General features: G+C 68.4%; 14 protein-coding genes and 1 pseudogene. 11 read left to right on the top strand and 4 right to left on the bottom strand.

What is annotated here, in order from left to right; all coding sequences use genetic code 11:
- Positions 1 to 69 precede the first annotated feature (69 nt).
- Positions 70 to 774: a riboflavin synthase subunit alpha gene (locus R4823_RS08325; protein WP_087836866.1), complete on the bottom strand. Its 705-nt coding sequence runs from the start codon at positions 772 to 774 to the stop codon at positions 70 to 72.
- Between the two features lie 316 nt (positions 775 to 1090).
- On the opposite strand from R4823_RS08325, the gene kdpF reads away from it, so the two are divergent.
- From kdpF to R4823_RS08285, 8 genes are all read left to right on the top strand, one after another.
- Entirely contained in the window at positions 1091 to 1180 is a 90-nt protein-coding gene (gene kdpF / locus R4823_RS08320; protein ID WP_132980717.1) for a K(+)-transporting ATPase subunit F, read from the top strand.
- Complete coding sequence (kdpA, locus tag R4823_RS08315) at positions 1180 to 2889, top strand: potassium-transporting ATPase subunit KdpA (RefSeq protein WP_338618215.1); 1710 nt, start codon at positions 1180 to 1182, stop codon at positions 2887 to 2889. Before kdpF ends, kdpA begins: the two co-directional genes overlap by 1 nt.
- Before the next feature lie 20 nt (positions 2890 to 2909).
- Positions 2910 to 5036: a potassium-transporting ATPase subunit KdpB gene (gene kdpB, locus R4823_RS08310; RefSeq protein WP_087836863.1), complete on the top strand. Its 2127-nt coding sequence runs from the start codon at positions 2910 to 2912 to the stop codon at positions 5034 to 5036.
- 23 nt (positions 5037 to 5059) lie between these two features.
- A complete protein-coding gene (gene kdpC, locus R4823_RS08305; RefSeq protein WP_087836862.1) occupies positions 5060 to 5662 on the top strand; it encodes a potassium-transporting ATPase subunit KdpC in 603 nt (200 codons plus the stop codon).
- A gap of 27 nt (positions 5663 to 5689) precedes the next feature.
- Positions 5690 to 8476 carry a sensor histidine kinase KdpD gene (locus tag R4823_RS08300; protein ID WP_087836861.1) on the top strand — a complete coding sequence of 929 codons (2787 nt, stop codon included), beginning with the start codon at positions 5690 to 5692 and terminating at the stop codon, positions 8474 to 8476.
- A complete protein-coding gene (gene kdpE, locus R4823_RS08295) occupies positions 8449 to 9141 on the top strand; it encodes a two-component system response regulator KdpE (protein ID WP_338618212.1) in 693 nt (230 codons plus the stop codon). Before R4823_RS08300 ends, kdpE begins: the two co-directional genes overlap by 28 nt.
- Before the next feature lie 133 nt (positions 9142 to 9274).
- Positions 9275 to 10489 carry a GGDEF domain-containing protein gene (locus tag R4823_RS08290; RefSeq protein WP_279820039.1) on the top strand — a complete coding sequence of 405 codons (1215 nt, stop codon included), beginning with the start codon at positions 9275 to 9277 and terminating at the stop codon, positions 10487 to 10489.
- 160 nt (positions 10490 to 10649) lie between these two features.
- Positions 10650 to 10973, top strand: coding sequence for a DUF4148 domain-containing protein (locus R4823_RS08285; protein ID WP_176400637.1), 324 nt, complete (start codon positions 10650 to 10652; stop codon positions 10971 to 10973).
- A gap of 48 nt (positions 10974 to 11021) precedes the next feature.
- Here R4823_RS08285 and R4823_RS08280 read toward each other — a convergent pair whose 3' ends face one another.
- A complete protein-coding gene (locus R4823_RS08280; protein WP_338618211.1) occupies positions 11022 to 11834 on the bottom strand; it encodes a helix-turn-helix domain-containing protein in 813 nt (270 codons plus the stop codon).
- A gap of 145 nt (positions 11835 to 11979) precedes the next feature.
- Here R4823_RS08280 and R4823_RS08275 point away from each other — a divergent pair, with 145 nt between their 5' ends.
- The 3 genes from R4823_RS08275 (at position 11980) to R4823_RS08265 (ending at position 14565) form a co-directional block, all read left to right on the top strand.
- Complete coding sequence (locus R4823_RS08275) at positions 11980 to 12456, top strand: flavin reductase family protein (RefSeq protein ID WP_087836856.1); 477 nt, start codon at positions 11980 to 11982, stop codon at positions 12454 to 12456.
- 43 nt (positions 12457 to 12499) lie between these two features.
- A complete protein-coding gene (locus R4823_RS08270) occupies positions 12500 to 13525 on the top strand; it encodes an LLM class flavin-dependent oxidoreductase (RefSeq protein ID WP_338618209.1) in 1026 nt (341 codons plus the stop codon).
- A gap of 71 nt (positions 13526 to 13596) precedes the next feature.
- Entirely contained in the window at positions 13597 to 14565 is a 969-nt protein-coding gene (locus R4823_RS08265) for a tripartite tricarboxylate transporter substrate binding protein (protein ID WP_338618208.1), read from the top strand.
- A 21-nt stretch (positions 14566 to 14586) separates the two neighbouring features.
- Here the strand turns inward: R4823_RS08265 and R4823_RS08260 are convergent.
- A pseudogene (locus tag R4823_RS08260) lies at positions 14587 to 15144 on the bottom strand (MFS transporter); the annotation flags it as partial.
- A protein-coding gene (locus R4823_RS08255; protein ID WP_132980470.1) for an IS5 family transposase occupies positions 15138 to 15910 on the bottom strand; the annotation gives its coding sequence in 2 pieces (ribosomal slippage) (positions 15138 to 15586 and positions 15586 to 15910; 774 coding nt in all). The gene R4823_RS08255 and the pseudogene R4823_RS08260, both read right to left, overlap by 7 nt.
- Positions 15911 to 15947 lie beyond the last annotated feature (37 nt).

The following is a 15947-nucleotide window of genomic DNA, read 5'->3' as shown; positions in this document are numbered from 1 at the left end:
CGAACGGTAGGTAAATAATACCAGCGGCATGCGAGGCCGCAACTCTCGCAAACCCGGAGCCGGCCCCGGCTACTTCAGCGACTTGGGCGCGGGGAACAGGTCTTCCAGCTCGATCCCGCGTTCTTTCAGCACGGCCTCCAGCAGGGGCTGGAGCTTGCCCAGGCTTTCCTGCACGGTCTCGCGCACGGTATCGACCACCACCTGCGTGCCGCGTTCGATCTCGATGTTGAGCCGGTCGCCCACCTGCTTTTCCTCGAACGTGGTCATGCGCCGCGTCTCGGGAATCAGCCAGACCTCGAACCAGCCCTCGGCCCGGTTGACCTCGGCCACCGTCAGGCTGGCGCCGTTGATGGCGATGTAGCCCTTGGCGAAGACGTATTTGCGAAAGGCCTCGGGAATGGTGAAGCGCATGACGCGGTTCGTGTCCGAGCTGCGGATGCTGGCGATGGTGGTGGTGAAGTCGACGTGGCCGGACAACGGGTGGCCGCCGATCTCGGCCCCGTCCTTGGCGGCGCGTTCGACGTTGATGCGCGACCCCACGCCGTACTCGGACAACGTGGTGATGTTCAGGCTTTGCAGCATGACATCGAACGAGGCGGCGGTGGGACTGGCGATCTCGGTGACCGTCAGGCAGACGCCGTCCACCGAGACGCTGGCGCCTATGGCCAGGTCCTGGCAGAAACCCGGCGGAAACTCGATCGTGAAGGTGCGCAGGCCCTCGCGGTCGTTCATGGCGGCGATCTGGGCGGTGCCCTGGATGATTCCGGTAAACACGATATTCCTCGGCACGTGGGGAACGCGCACGGCGGTCCCCGCATTGGTCATGGGCGATAGCTTAACGCGCCGCCGACCGCCGCGATTTTTACGCCATTTTTATACCCGTCCGCCCAAGCTATACCCCGTTTTTACGCCCGTCTCCTTACGCTGGCAGGCGTCGGGCATGGGGACGAACAAGCCGCCCCCGCCCATCGTGGAGTCCGCATCGGCGGGAAAAAATGGATCTCATCTACCTGTTGGGCCTGGTCGTCATCGCGCGCGCGACCATCGGGCTGATTCAGTTCTGCGCGGCGCTGTCGCAAGGAGAAACGCCATGACCTGGCTGCACCTGGCCGGGGCGGTGGCGGCCGCGGCCCTGTTCGTCTATCTGCTCGTCGCCCTGTTCAAGGCGGAGAAATTCTGATGGATACCAAGCTGCTCCTTCTGCTGGCGCTCTACCTTGCGGTCCTTCTGGCGATCGCCCCCTTCCTGGGCCGCTACATCCGTCTTGCCATGGACGCGGGCCCGTCGCGGTGGACCGCCTGGGGCCGCCCCGCCGAACGGGTCATCTACCGGCTTGCCGGCATCGATCCGGCCTTGGAAACCGGCTGGAAGGCCTATGCGGTGGCCGCCGTGGCCTTCAATCTGGTCGGCCTGGCCGCGCTGTATGCGCTGCAACGCGTACAGGGATGGCTGCCGCTGAACCCCGCCGGCCTCGGGGCGGTGGCGCCGGACTCGGCCTTGAACACGGCGGTGAGCTTCGTCACCAACACGAACTGGCAGGGCTACGCGGGCGAGACGACCATGAGCTACCTGACCCAGATGTTGGGTTTGGGCGTGCAGAACTTCGTGTCGGCGGCCACCGGCATCGCCGTGCTGTTCGCGCTGATGCGCGGACTGGCGCGGCACGGCGCGGGCACGGTCGGCAACTTCTGGGCCGACCTGGTGCGCTCGACGCTGTACGTGCTGCTGCCCCTGTCGCTGCTGCTCGCGCTGTTCCTGGTCAGCCAGGGCGTGATCCAGAACTTCGACGCCTACCAGACCGTGCATACGCTGGAGGGCGCGGCGCAGACCCTGCCCATGGGGCCGGTCGCCTCGCAGGAAGCCATCAAGCTGCTGGGCACGAACGGCGGCGGCTTCTTCAACGCGAATTCGGCGCACCCTTTCGAGAACCCCACGGCGGCCAGCAACTTCCTGGAGATGCTGGCGATCTTCCTGATCCCCGCCGCGCTGTGCATGGCGTTCGGGGAACTGGTGGGCAGCCGCGCCCAGGGAGCGGCGATCCTGGCCGCGATGACGGTGCTGTTCGTGCTGTCCGTGCTCGCCACCGGCTACTTCGAACAACAGGCCAACCCCATGCTGGCGCAGCCGGGCATCGACGCCGCGCCCTCCGCGCTGTCGGCCGGCGGGAACATGGAGGGCAAGGAAAGCCGCTTCGGCATCGCCGCCAGCGCCCTGTTCGCGGTGATCACCACAGCGGCCTCGTGCGGCGCGGTCAACGCCATGCACGATTCGCTGACGGCGATGGGTGGCTTCCCGCCCCTGCTGCTGATGCAACTGGGCGAAGTGGTGTTCGGCGGCGTCGGCTCCGGCCTGTACGGCATGCTGGTCTTCGCCATCACCGGCGTGTTCATCGCCGGCCTGATGATAGGCCGCACGCCCGAATACCTGGGCAAAAAGATCGAAAGCCACGACATGAAGATGGTGGCCATCGTGCTGCTGGCCACGCCGCTGCTGGTGCTGCTGGGCACGGCGGCGGCCGTGTCGCTGCCGGGCGGACAGGCGGGGATATTCAATCCGGGCGCCCACGGCTTCTCGGAAGTGCTGTACGCGCTGTCCTCGGCCGCCAACAACAACGGCAGCGCCTTCGCCGGCCTGTCGGCCAACACCCCCTTCTACAACGTGCTGCTGGCCCTGGCGATGTGGTGCGGCCGCTTCGGGATCATCGTGCCGGTCCTGGCCCTGGCCGGATCGCTGGCCGCCAAGCGGCGCATCCCCGCCGGCCCGGGCACCATGCCCACCACGGGGCCGCTGTTCGTCGTGCTGCTCATGGGCGCCGTGCTGATGGTGGGCGCGCTGACCTACATCCCCGCGCTGGCCCTGGGGCCGGTGGCGGAACACCTGCAACCCTGAACGCCTGGACGGGCATCCTCATGTCTACGCACCTGGAACCTTCCCTTCCCCACCCCGCCGCCGCGGTGCCTGGCCGGCGCGCGCTGTCCGGCATCCCGCTCGGCACGGCCCTGAAAGAGAGCCTGCTCAAGCTGCGGCCTTCGACCCAGGTCCGCAATCCGGTCATGTTCACCGTATACGTGGGCAGCATGCTGACCACCCTGCTGTGGATCGCCGGCCTGTTCGGCCACGCGGATGCCGATACGGGTTTCATGTTCGCCGTCTCCGCATGGTTGTGGTTCACCGTGCTGTTCGCCAACTTCGCCGAGGCGCTGGCCGAGGGACGCGGCAAACAGCAGGCCGCCGCGCTGCGCGGGCTGCGCACCACCGTGATCGCCCGGGTGGTGCAGGGCGTGCCCGCCGGCACGCCGGCAACGGCCGAGGCCTATCGCGGTCACGTGACGGAACGCCCGTCGGGCAGCCTGCGCAAGGGCGACATCGTGCTGGTCGAGGCGGGCGGCACCATCCCGGGCGACGGCGAGATCATCGCCGGCATCGCCTCGGTGGACGAAAGCGCCATCACCGGAGAATCGGCGCCCGTCATCCGCGAGGCCGGCGGCGACTTCTCGTCGGTGACGGGCGGCACACGCGTGCTGTCGGACTGGATCATCGTGCAGGTGGCGGCCAATCCCGGCGAAAGCTTCCTGGACCGCATGATCGCGATGGTGGAAAGCGCGCGGCGCCAGAAGACCCCGAACGAGATCGCGCTGAACATCCTGCTGGTGGGCCTGACGCTGGTCTTCCTGCTGGTCGTCGCCACGCTGCTTCCCTTCTCGTTCTTCGCCATTTCCGCCGCCGGCCAGGGAACGGTCATCGCGATCACCGCGCTGGTCGCGTTGCTGGTCTGCCTGATCCCGACCACCATCGGCGGCCTGCTCTCGGCGATAGGCGTGGCCGGCATGAGCCGCATGATGCGCGCCAACGTGATCGCCACCTCGGGCCGGGCCGTGGAGGCGGCCGGCGACGTGGACGTGCTGCTGCTGGACAAGACCGGCACCATCACCTTCGGCAACCGCCAGGCCAGCGCCTTCCATCCGGCGCCCGGCGTGGCGGCCGACGTGCTGGCGCGCGCCGCCTGCCTGGCATCGCAGGCCGACGAGACGCCCGAAGGACGCAGCATCGCCGCGCTGGCGGCCCGCCAGTTGGGGCACATGCCAGAAGCGGCCGCCGGCGCCGCATTCGTACCGTTCTCGGCCCATACCCGCATGAGCGGCGTGGACCTGGCGGACCGCCGCATACGCAAGGGCGCGGTCGACGCGATGCAGGACTGGCTGGCCGGCCAGGGCGCCATGCTGCCCGAGGCCGTCGCGCGCGCGGCGGACGATGCGGGCCGGCGCGGCAGCACGCCGCTGGTGGTGTGCGACGGCCGCGCCGCGCTGGGCGTGGTAGAGCTCAAGGACATCGTCAAGCCCGGCATGCGGGAACGGTTCGGAGAACTGCGCCGCATGGGCATCAAGACGGTGATGATCACCGGTGACAACAAGCTCACGGCGGCGGCCATCGCGGCAGAGGCGGGCGTGGACGATTTCCTGGCGCAGGCCACGCCCGAGGCCAAGCTGGCGCTGATCCGCCGCTACCAGGCCGACGGCCGGCTGGTGGCCATGACCGGGGACGGTACCAACGACGCCCCCGCGCTGGCGCAGGCCGACGTGGCGGTGGCGATGAATTCCGGCACCCAGGCCGCCAAGGAAGCCGGCAACATGGTCGACCTGGACTCCGACCCGACCAAGCTGATCGAGGTGGTCGAGACCGGCAAGCAGATGCTGATGACGCGCGGCGCGCTGACCACCTTCAGTATCGCCAACGACGTGGCCAAGTATTTCGCGATCATTCCGGCGGCCTTCGCCGGCGTCTACCCGCAACTGGCCGCGCTGAACGTCATGCGGCTGGCCTCGCCGTCGTCGGCCATCCTGTCGGCCGTGGTCTTCAACGCGCTCATCATCATCGTGCTGATCCCGCTGGCCCTGAAGGGCGTGCGCTACCGGCCGCTGGGCGCGGCCGCGCTGTTGCGCCGCAACCTGCTGGTCTACGGGCTGGGCGGCCTGCTGGTGCCCTTCGCCGGCATCAAGCTGATCGACATGATCCTGGCCGCCACCGGACTGGCCTGACCCACCCGCTTTCGGAGACTCCCATGCCCCCTGATTCCTCTCTCGCCCGGCAACGCGTGCTGCGGCCCGCGCTGGCGGTATTCGCCGCGCTCTCCCTCGTCACCGGCCTGCTCTATCCGCTGGCCACCACCGCCCTCGCCCGACTGGCCTTTGCGCACCAGGCGGCTGGATCGCCCGTCCAGTCAGGCGAAACGACGGTCGGATCGGCGCTGATCGGGCAGTCGTTCACCTCGCCCCGCTATTTCTGGGGCCGCCCTTCGGCCACCGCCGAACGCCCGTACAACGCGCAAGCCTCGGGCGGTTCCAACCTGGGGCCGCGCAACCCCGACCTGGCGCGCCTGGCGGGCGAACGCGCCGTGGCGCTGCGACAGGCCGACCCCGGCAACGCGGCGCCCATCCCGGTCGACCTGGTCGCCGCCTCGGGCAGCGGCCTGGACCCCCACATCAGCGTGGCGGGCGCCCGCTACCAGGCGCCCCGGGTCGCGCGCGAGCGCGGCCTGCCGGCGGACGAGGTAGAGCAACTGATCGCCGCGCATACGGAGCGGCCATTCATCGGCATACTGGGCGAACCCGTGGTAAACGTACTCCAGCTCAACCTGGCGCTGGACCGGCTGCCCCGCCCCTGACCCGCCGATCACGCCCCGATCCCATACATGGCATCCGCCGCCCCTGGACGTCCCGATCCCGATACCCTGCTCAGGAACCTCGATGCCGCCGGGCAGCCGGCCGCGCGCGGCCGGCTGCGCATCTATTTCGGCGCCTCGGCCGGCGTCGGCAAGACCTACGCCATGCTGGAAGCCGCGCGTCACCGGATGGAGCAAGGCGCGGACGTGGTGGCCGGCGTCGTCGAAACGCACGGGCGCAAGGAAACCATGGCCCTGCTGGCCGGCATCCCCACGCTGCCCCAGGCCGAGATCCGCTACCGCGAACGGACGCTGAAGGAATTCGACCTGGACGGCGCCCTGGCCCGGCGGCCCGCCCTGGTGCTGGTGGACGAACTGGCCCACTCGAACGTTCCAGGGTCGCGCCACGACAAGCGCTGGCAGGACGTGCACGAATTGCTCGCGGCCGGCATCGACGTCTGGACCACGCTGAACGTGCAGCACCTGGACAGCCTGAACGAGGCGGTGGGCGGCATCACCGGCGTGCGGATACGGGAGACCGTGCCCGACGCCGTGTTCGACGACGCCGACGAGATCATCCTGGTCGACACCTCGGCCGACGAACTGCTGCGCCGCCTGCGCCAGGGCAAGGTCTACCTGCCCGAGCAGGCCCGGCACGCGGCCAGCCACTTCTTCCGCAAGGGCAACCTGATCGCGCTGCGCGAACTGGCCTTGCGGCGCACCGCGGAGCACGTGGACGACGACGTGCAGGCCTACCGGCTGGATCGGTCCATCACCGACATCTGGCGCACGCGCGAAGCGGTCCTGGCCTGCGTCGCCGCCGACGATGCCGGCCACGTGGTGCGCAATGCACATCGGCTCGCCCAGCAGCTCGATTGCGAACTGCACGTGGTCACCGTAGAAAGCCTGAGCGTCCAGCCCCAGCCGGCCGCCCGGCACGACTACCTGCGGCGCGTGCTGGCGCATGCCGAGTCGCTGGGCGCGCGCACCGAGGTCCTGGGCGGCACCGACCTGGTCGAGGCCGTGGTGCGCTATGCGCGGCGCCACAACATCACCAAGGTCGTGCTGGGCCGCTCCGCGCCGGGCGGCTTGCGGCGCCTGCGCCTGTCGTTGTCGGGCCTGCTGTCGCGCCTGCTGGCGCCGGGCTGGATCTGGCATCGCCACAGCTTCGCCGACCTGCTGGCGGCCGCCTGCCCGGAAATCGACGTGATCCGCATCGCCGCCCCGCCCCTGCCCGCGCAGGCGCGCGTGGCGGCGCCGCCTGCAGGCGAGCGCGAGCCGCGCGGCGCTTCCCGCCTGCCCGCCTATCTCTGGGCGCTGGCGTATTGCGGCGCCGCGGCCGCGCTGTCCTCGCTGGCCTTCCCGGTGCTGCACCAGACCAACATCGTCATGCTGTTCCTGCTGGCGGTGATCGGAGTGGCGCTTCGCCACGGCCGCGGGCCGGCCGCCCTGGCCTCGCTGGTCAGCGTCGCGCTGTTCGACTTCCTGTTCGTCCAGCCGCTGTGGTCCTTTGCCATTTCCGACATCCAGTACGCGCTGACCTTCCTCGTCCTGCTGGCGGCGGGCCTCGTGGTCGGCCAGTTGACCGCGGGACTGCGCCTGCAGGCCGAGACCTCCGTCCGCCGCGAGGCCGAGGCCCACGGGCTGTACGAATTCGCGCGCGAGCTGTCGTCGGCGCTGCAGCCGGAACAGATCGTCGAGGCCACGTCCTCGTATGTCCGCGCGGCCTTCGACACGCATTGCGTGCTGTACGTCCTGGACACCACCGACCACCTGCGGCCCGCGGCCCCGGCCGATGTCCCGACGGGCCTGGAGCCGGCCCTGGCGCAGTGGGCCTACGACCACGGGCAGCCCGCTGGCGCCGGCACCGCCACGCTGTCCACCAGCGCCTTCTACTACCTGCCCCTGCAGGCATCGATGCGCACGCGCGGCGTGCTGGCGATCGCCTGCGGCGGCCGCCCCGGCCTGGACGACGCGGAAAGCCGCCGGCAGATGACGGCCTACGGCACGCTGGTGGCCATCGCGCTGGAGCGCCTGCACTATGTGGAAGTCGCCCAGCACGCGCTGTTGAGCGTCGAGTCCGAGAAACTGCGCAACTCGCTGCTGGCGGCCGTCTCGCACGATCTGCGCACGCCCCTGACCAGCCTGGTCGGCACCTCTCAGACTTTGCAGCGCCAGCATCCGGAACTGCCGCAGGCGGTGCTCGAAGCGCTGCACGGGCTGACGGTGCAGGCCCGCCGCATGCACGCGATGGTGGACAACATCCTGGACATGGCCCGGCTGCAAAGCGGCGATGCCCCGCTGCACCGCGAGTGGCAATCCATCGAGGAACTGGTCGGATCGGCGCTGGCCTACATGCGCGATGCGCTCGGCCAGCGGCGCGTGATCGTAGGCAGCCTGTCCGACCTGCCGCTGGTGGAATGCGACGGCGTCCTGATCGAACGCGTACTGTGCAATCTGCTCGAGAACGCCATCAAGTACACCCCCGAGTCCAGCATCATCCGCATCGACACCGAAATCCGCGGTGGCCAGCTTGCCACCCTGGTGACCGACGACGGCCCCGGCGTGCCGCCGGACACCGCCGGACGCATCTTCGACAAATTCGCTCGCGGCGAGCGTGAATCATCCACGCCGGGCGTGGGCCTGGGCCTGGCCGTCTGCCAGGCCATCGTCCGCGCCCATGGCGGCGACATCCGGCTGGAGGCCGCTCCGGACGGGCACGGCGCGCGCTTCGCGTTCACCCTGCCCCTGGGCACGCCGCCGGACATCCATCCTGAACCGGACGTTCCATGTTCGACTACCGACCCAACATCCTGATCATCGAGGACGATGCGGCCATCCGCCGCTTCGTGCGCACCGCCCTGGAAGGCGAAGGCGCCGCGATCTTCGAGGCCGAGACGGTGCAGCGCGGGCTGGTCGAGGCCGGAACCCGGCACCCGGACCTCGTCATCCTGGACCTGGGCCTGCCCGATGCCGACGGCATGACCCTGATCCGGGAACTGCGTGGCTGGACCGAGGTGCCGGTGCTGGTGCTGTCCGCCCGCGACGCCGAAGGCGACAAGATCGGCGCGCTGGACGCCGGGGCCGACGACTATCTGAGCAAGCCCTTCGGCGTGGGCGAGCTCCTGGCACGGGTGCGCGTGCTGCTGCGCAGACATGGCCGGGGGGGAGCCGGCCAGCCCGCGGAAATCCACTTCGGCGAGATCACCCTGGACTTCGCCCGGCGTGCCGTGACCCGCGGCGGCAAGGCCGTCCACCTGACCAACCGCGAGTACCGCCTGCTCGCCACCCTGGCGGCGCACCGCGGCAAGGTCATGACGCACCGCGAGCTTCTGCGCGAGGTCTGGGGACCGGCCTACGTCGGCAACAATCACTACCTGCGCATCTACATGGGCCACCTCAGGCAGAAGCTCGAGGCCGATCCCGCCCAGCCCGTCTATCTGCTGACGGAGGTCGGCGTCGGCTACCGTTTCGCGGGTTGAACCTCACGGCCACGACGCGCGCGCAAAGGTGAACGATTCTTTACAAGCAGTTTCATTCCTGGGCGGCCCTTTCTAAGATACGGCTACCTGTTCCCGGCAAGGCTTCATGGCCGGGTCGTTCAGGAGTATCAAATTGGACTCATCCCTGCCTCTTACCGCCAGCCAGGCCCTGGCGCTGGGCAATCCCGCCATGTGCCTGCTGTTCGCGCTGGGCTTCGCCTGCCTGTGGGCCCACGAGCGGGCGCGCGCCTATCTGCTGCTGTACGCGGCCGCTTTCGCCGTCTACGCCGCCGGTACCCTGTTGCGCATCTTCGACCAGGCCGACGTGACGGGCGACGACCTGGCCGCCGCTGTCCTCTACGTGGGCAGCGCGCTGCTGCTCGCCCGCGGCCTGCTTTCGCGCTGCGGCATCGATGCCGAAGGCTCGCCGCTGGGCGCGCTGGGCATCGCCGTCCTGGTCCTGCTGCTGCATTTCCACATCATGCAGAACGATGTCCCCGCGTTCGCCTATACGCTGGGCGTCGGCCTGGGCGCGCTGCTGCTCCTGGCATGGATGCGGCTGGGTGCGCTGCGCCGCGGCGGCACCGCCGACCAGGTCCTGTACTGGGTGCTTCCGCTCGTTTCCGCCTGCCTGTTCCTGGGCATTTCCTGGGCCGCCGGCTCGGTCGCGCCCCGGGCCGGGGAATTCGTGCAACCGAATGCCTGGCTGCGGGCGCTTCCGCCCGCCGGCCTCGTCCTGGTGCTGGGCGGCTCGCTCTTCGCCAGCGCGCTGTCCGACGTCATCACGCCGCTCAAGCACGAACGCATCACCGACCCGCTCACCCAGTTGAAGAACCGCCGCAATTTCGAAGACCTGAGTCTCGAGCGCCTGCAGCGGCATCCGGAGTATCCGTTCAGCCTGGTGCTGCTGGACCTGGACACCTTCAAGGCCATCAACGACACCTATGGCCACGCCGCCGGCGACGCGACGCTGGCCGAAATCGGCCGGATCATCCGCGACTGCACCCGCACCGGCGACATGGCCTGGCGCCTGGGCGGCGACGAATTCGCGATATTGATGCCCGGCACGCCGGCGGCCGGCGCGGTCCAGGTTGCCGAGCGCATACGCGCGCAACTGGCCCTGACGCGCCTGGAAATGCCGAGAGGCGATTTCGCCGTGACGGCCAGCTTCGGCATCGCCCAGTCCCGGGTGGACGAGCCGCTGTACGAGCTTTTCGCCCGCACCGACGTCCTGCTGTATGCCGCCAAGCGGCAGGGACGCGATCGGATCGCCTGTGCCCCCGGACAGGAACGGGGCGACGCCCGCGACGCCATGGCGCGCGAGGGCGAGGAAATGCTCTCGCTCTAGTCTGCGCTTCGCCAGCCTGCGGACCATCCGATTGTTGGCGGAACTGGAAAAGTCATTTCCAGATCTTCGATATTTAAAAGGATTCTTGCGCGCCCATCTTCAAAGCACGGCGGTTGACACGATGTCCAGCCGCCCGACACACCTACTTTGGAGATATGCCATGAAAGCCATTGCCTACACCGCCGTGATCGCCGCCTCTCTGTTCGGCGCCGCCGCCCATGCCGACCAGGGCAACAACTACGGTAACGACTTCCCGCCTCCCGCCATCTCGACCACGTCCCAGCTGACCCGCGCCCAGGTCCTTGAGGAACTGGCGCAGGCCAAGGCCAACGGCGGCATCGTCTACGGCCAGGAAGGCTTCCCCGACCAGACGCTCCAACAAGCCGGCAAGCCGGTCGACCGCGCGCAAGTCCGGCAGGAAGTCAGGAACTACGAGGCGTCCAACCGCGCCGGCGGCCCCGGCGAATACCCCGCCAACATGTAAGCAGTCCTGCGCGTGAACCGTGCCGGGGCGAGCCCCCGGCACGCGCATTCACCCGGCCCAAAGACCGGCCGGCGCGCCCAGCAGGCGTGACAAGGCCCGGCCCTTTTCCCTGAGCGCGCGAACCTGCGCGCTGTCGGCGCTCGTATCCAGCAAGGCCATGGGCGACGTGATCGTCAAGCCATAGGCCACCTCGGCATGCACGTTCCAGACCGGGACGCTGACGGCCAGATAGGTGGGCAAGGCCCGCAGTTCCACCACCGAATATCCCCGCTCCAACACCGCCGCGCGTATGGCCGCCAGCCGGGCCTGGGCATCTTGCGTCGTAGGCGCCAGCCCGTCCGCCTCCAGCTCCCGCTTGAGCACGGGCAGCACCGCTTCGGCCGGCAGATACGCCGCGAACACGTGGCCGGCCGCCGTGTGCAGCATCTCCACGGGACCATTGCGCAATTCGAACACCCGGCCGCGCACCGCCGACTGATTGACCAGGATGACGGGCCCGTTGCTCCAGATGACCACCGCCACGCCCAGGCCGGTTTCCTCGCTCAGCGCGACGGCCGCCTCGCGCACCAGTTCGAAATGGTCGACGTCGCGGGCGGCGGTCATGCCGAGCGCGGCCAGGCTGGGACCCAGCCGGTACAGGCCGCGGCCATCGCTCTTGACCATGCCGGTGCGCACGAAGCTGGCCAGGTAGTTGTGCGCCGCGCTGGGCGCGATGCCGGCACGGGCGGCAACGACCTTCAGGGCCACGGCGCCCGGCCCCATCTGGATCGCGACCAGGATGCGGTAACCGATCTCGATGGACTGGATGCCGCGCGGTCCGGGGCCCGGCACGGGTGCGCTAGCCGTCTTGCTTGATGTCATGGAGCCGATACGCGAGCAGGGGCACGAAGCCGGAAGAGTGCCGCATTGTACCCAGGGGCACCTTGACAGCCTGGCCGCCTGCCCCTACGATTAATTAAACTATATCAAACAATTCAATATTATTGAATTAGGGAGACGAATCGGCATGATTCCGAGCGCGGACTCGTTCAAGGCGGCCATGCGCCGCGTCCCCAGCGCGGTCGCCATCGTCGGCGCGGCCCACCAGGGCGAACGCCGGGGCCTGACTGCGACCGCCGTCTGCAGCGTCAGCGCCGAACCGCCGCAACTGCTGGTCTGCGTGAACAAGCGCGTGCGCGCGCACGACCACATCCGCCTTGCCGGCCATTTCGGCGTGAGCTATCTCAGCCAGGACCAGGGCGACATCGCCCAGGCCTTCGCCGCGCCGGCCGGCGCGCCGGAAGACCGCTTCCGCACCGGCGACTGGACATCGGGCAGCACCGGCGCGCCCCTGCTGCGCCAGGCGCTCGCAGCCTTCGAATGCCGCGTGGCCCAGGCTATCGACTGCGGCACACACACGATCTACATCGGGGAAATCGTCGCCCTCGCCCAGAAGGACGACCTGTCCCTGCTCTACAAGAGCGGCCTGTTCAGCGCAGCCTGAACGCCCGCCCCGTTTCCCTTCACTTCCCTAGCAAGAGCAGCCCATGAAATTCGCCGTCTTCGACCACATGGACCGCGGCACGGTCTCCCTGGCCCAGCAGTACGAGGACCGGCTCGCGCTGGTGCAGGCCTACGACCGCGCCGGCTTCCACGCCTACCACGTGGCCGAGCATCATTCCACGCCGCTGGGCATCTCGCCCTCGCCCGGCGTCTACCTGTCGGCCGTCGCCCAGCGCACGCGCCGCCTGCGCTTCGGACCGCTGGTCTACACATTGGGCATGCACCACCCGCTGCGGGTGCTGGAAGAAATCTGCATGCTCGACCAGATGAGCGGCGGCCGCCTGGAGGTCGGTTTCGGACGCGGCATCTCGCCCTACGAGCTGGGCTACTACGGCGTCGATCCGGCCCAGGCCCAGGACATCTACCACGAGTCCTACCAGATCATCATGCAGGGGCTGACCGGGTCCGTCGTCGATTTCCAGGGCAAGCACTTCGACCTGCGCAAGGTACCGGTCGAACTGCAATGCGTGCAGCGCCCCACCCCGCCGATCTGGTACGGCGCGGGCACGCCGGCTTCCACCCAGTGGACCGCCGCCCAGCGCATCAACATCGTCTGCAACGGACTGGCCGCCCAGGTGCGCGCCATCACCGACCAGTACCGCAGGCATTGGGCGGAACTGGGCCACGACGCCAGCGCCATTCCGTTCATGGGCATGAGCCGGCACGTGGTCGTGGCCGATACCGAGGCCGAGGCGCGGGACGCGGCCCGGCGCGCCTACCGGCGCTGGCACGGCCACCTGATGCATCTGTGGGTCAAGCACGGCACCCGCCCCCAGACGCTGGCCTTCCCGGACGAGTTCGACGACGCCCAGCGCGCCGGCCTGGGCATCGCCGGCACCCCCGACCAGGTGCGCGACTGGATCGCCGACCAGTCGGCCCAGGCCGGCATCAACTATTTCGTCTGCCGCCTGGCCTTCGGCGACCTGAGCCGCGACGAATCCCTGCACTCGACCCGCCTGTTCGCCGAACAGGTCATGCCCGCGCTGGAGACTACCGCCGCGCCCGCATGAGGCCTGTCCGGTCCCTGCTTTCCCCCGGCTTCCCCGACACGTACAAGACATCCCGACAAGGAGACACCCGAATGAAGCCCCGCCTGTTCCCTCTGCTGTGGGCATGCGCCCTCGCCGCCGCCAGCGCGACCGCGGCCGCCCAGTCCTGGCCGGAAAAATCCGTGCGCATCGTGCTGCCCGGCCCGCCCGGCAGCAGCCCCGACCGCATCACGCGGCTCCTGGCCGAGCATCTGAGCAAGAAGTGGAATCAGCCGGTGGTGATCGAGAACCGTCCCGGCGGCACGACCCGCATCGGCGCCGAAATCGTCGCGCGCGCCGCGCCGGACGGCTATACGCTGCTGTCGACCTTCGTCTCGCACGGCATGGTGAAACTGCTCTACCCCGAGACGCCCTACGATCCCATCAACGACTTCGCGCCCGTCGTGCAGCTCGTCGATACCGAGACCGTGCTGGTCGTGCGCTCGGACTCGCCCTACAAGACGTTCGCACAACTGGTCGAAGGCGTGAAGACGCGCGGCAAGCCCCTGGGGGTCGGCAACTTCGGCAACGGTTCGAGCTTCCACTTCTACAGCCTGATCATGGGCCAGGGCGCCGGCATCGACGTACTGCCGGTGCCCTACAAGGGCGAGGCACTGTCCCTGACCGACATGATGGGCGGCCACGTGGAAGCCAGCTTCAACTCGGTGGGTACCGCCCTTCCGCATATCCGCGACGGCCGTGTGCGCGCCCTGGCCGTACTGGCACCCAAGCGGTCCCGGGTCCTGCCCGACGTCCCCACCTTCATCGAGCTGGGCTTCCCCCGACTGCGCGCGGGCGGCTGGTTCGGCATCCTGGCGCCCGCCGGCACGCCCAGGCCCATCGTCGACCGGATACGCACCGACGTCCAGGCCATCCTGAAAGAGGCCGACGTGACGAAGTGGCTGCGCGACCAGGGACTGGAGCCGGCCTTCGAAAGCTCCGAAGCCTTCGGGCAGTCGATGAAGCGCGAGGCCGGCGAATGGGAAAAACTGATCAAGGAGTTCAACGTCTCGGTGAACTGACGCCGCCAGCCGCCCGGCGAGTCAGCTCGCCGGCGTGGCGCGCGGCACCATCAGCGTCGCGCGCCGGGGCAGGCGCATGGACAGCAGCGCGGCCGCCACCAGCAGCGTGCCGGCCGCGCCGAACGACACCCAGTGCGTGCCGAAGGTCTCGTAGCCCCAGCCTCCCAGCCACGAACTGATCATGCCGCCGAACTGGTGTCCCAGATAGGCCCAGCCGTACAGGATGCCCACCAGCTTCACGCCGTAGACATCGGCCAGCAAGGCCGACGACAGGGCGATGCTGCCCGACCAGACGATGCCGCCCAGCGTGGCGGCGGTATACAGCTCCCAGTGCGTGCCGACCACGACCAGCGCGAAGAACCCCAGGCCGCGCACGAGATAGATGGTGGCCAGGATGTCGCGCCGGGGCAGCACGTCGGCCAGGCGTCCCAGCACCAGTGTGCTGAACACGGCCACCGCGCCGATCAGTCCGATGCCCAGCGCGCTGGTCATCGCATCGAAGCCGTGGTCCATCAGCATGGGCACGCCGTGCGACCCCAGCAGGTTCATGCTGAAGCCACAGGCGAAAAGGCCTAGGGCCTGTTAACACAACGCAGCCCATCTGCAATCAGGGCGAAATTGATGAACCCGGTAAACATGACGTCGAGTTTGTCGAAGCGGGAGAAGATTCTGCGGAAGCCTTTGAGTCGCCGAAACAGGCGCTCGACCTCGTTGCGCCGCTTATACATCTCCCGGTCGTACTGCCATGGCTGAACACGCGTCTTCAATGGCGGCACGACTGGGATGTATCCCAAATCCAAGGCCAGTTGCCGAGTCTCGTTGCCTTCGTAGGCTTTGTCCATCAGCAAGTGCAGTGGCCGATTCGGTCTGCCCAGGCGGCGCAACAGTGCCCGCCCCTGCGGGCCATCGCCGGCTTGGCCCGGCGACAGCGCGAAGATCACTGCCGTTCGAGCATCCGCGGCAACCAGATGAATCTTGGTGGTCCAGCCTCCTCGAGACTTGCCAATGCTTTGGCGGCCTTTTTTTTGAGGGCCCCCGTACCGTCCGGATGCACTTTGACTATCGTGCTGTCCAGCGACACCGCCTCGATGCGTATCCGGACAATCTGCGACTGCTGCAGTTGCTCGAACACCCGATCCAGAACGCCGCTCTTGGACCACCGGTTCATTCTCGTATAGATCGTGTGCCAGTTGCCAAAACGCTCCGGCAACCCTCTCCATTTGCAGCCGTGCTCGGCCACGTACAGGATCGCGTTCAGCACGTTCAGATTGCTCATGCTCACATTGCCCCGCTGGCGAGGAAGGCAATGCTCTATCTGCTTGAATTGGGCTTCGCTGATTTCCATCACCGAAGTATCTCTTAATTTTCATGATTAACACCAT

The sequence above is a fragment of the Pigmentiphaga sp. CHJ604 genome, assembly GCF_036972535.1.
GTDB classification, from domain to species: domain Bacteria; phylum Pseudomonadota; class Gammaproteobacteria; order Burkholderiales; family Burkholderiaceae_B; genus Pigmentiphaga; species Pigmentiphaga daeguensis.
The sequence above is the reverse complement of the archived record's forward strand: the minus strand, read 5'-3'. Positions and strand labels throughout refer to the sequence as shown.

What these genes read in the sequence shown, in the direction of transcription:
- kdpF (WP_132980717.1), top strand. Translation starts at nt 1,091, where the DNA reads ATGACCTGGCTGCACCTGGCCGGGGCGGTGGCGGCCGCGGCCCTGTTC.
- kdpE (WP_338618212.1), top strand. Translation starts at nt 8,449, where the DNA reads ATGTTCGACTACCGACCCAACATCCTGATCATCGAGGACGATGCGGCC.
- R4823_RS08275 (WP_087836856.1), top strand. Translation starts at nt 11,980, where the DNA reads ATGATTCCGAGCGCGGACTCGTTCAAGGCGGCCATGCGCCGCGTCCCC.
- kdpC (WP_087836862.1), top strand. Translation starts at nt 5,060, where the DNA reads ATGCCCCCTGATTCCTCTCTCGCCCGGCAACGCGTGCTGCGGCCCGCG.
- R4823_RS08300 (WP_087836861.1), top strand. Translation starts at nt 5,690, where the DNA reads ATGGCATCCGCCGCCCCTGGACGTCCCGATCCCGATACCCTGCTCAGG.
- R4823_RS08270 (WP_338618209.1), top strand. Translation starts at nt 12,500, where the DNA reads ATGAAATTCGCCGTCTTCGACCACATGGACCGCGGCACGGTCTCCCTG.
- R4823_RS08265 (WP_338618208.1), top strand. Translation starts at nt 13,597, where the DNA reads ATGAAGCCCCGCCTGTTCCCTCTGCTGTGGGCATGCGCCCTCGCCGCC.
- R4823_RS08285 (WP_176400637.1), top strand. Translation starts at nt 10,650, where the DNA reads ATGAAAGCCATTGCCTACACCGCCGTGATCGCCGCCTCTCTGTTCGGC.
- kdpB (WP_087836863.1), top strand. Translation starts at nt 2,910, where the DNA reads ATGTCTACGCACCTGGAACCTTCCCTTCCCCACCCCGCCGCCGCGGTG.
- R4823_RS08280 (WP_338618211.1), bottom strand. Translation starts at nt 11,834, where the DNA reads ATGACATCAAGCAAGACGGCTAGCGCACCCGTGCCGGGCCCCGGACCG.
- kdpA (WP_338618215.1), top strand. Translation starts at nt 1,180, where the DNA reads ATGGATACCAAGCTGCTCCTTCTGCTGGCGCTCTACCTTGCGGTCCTT.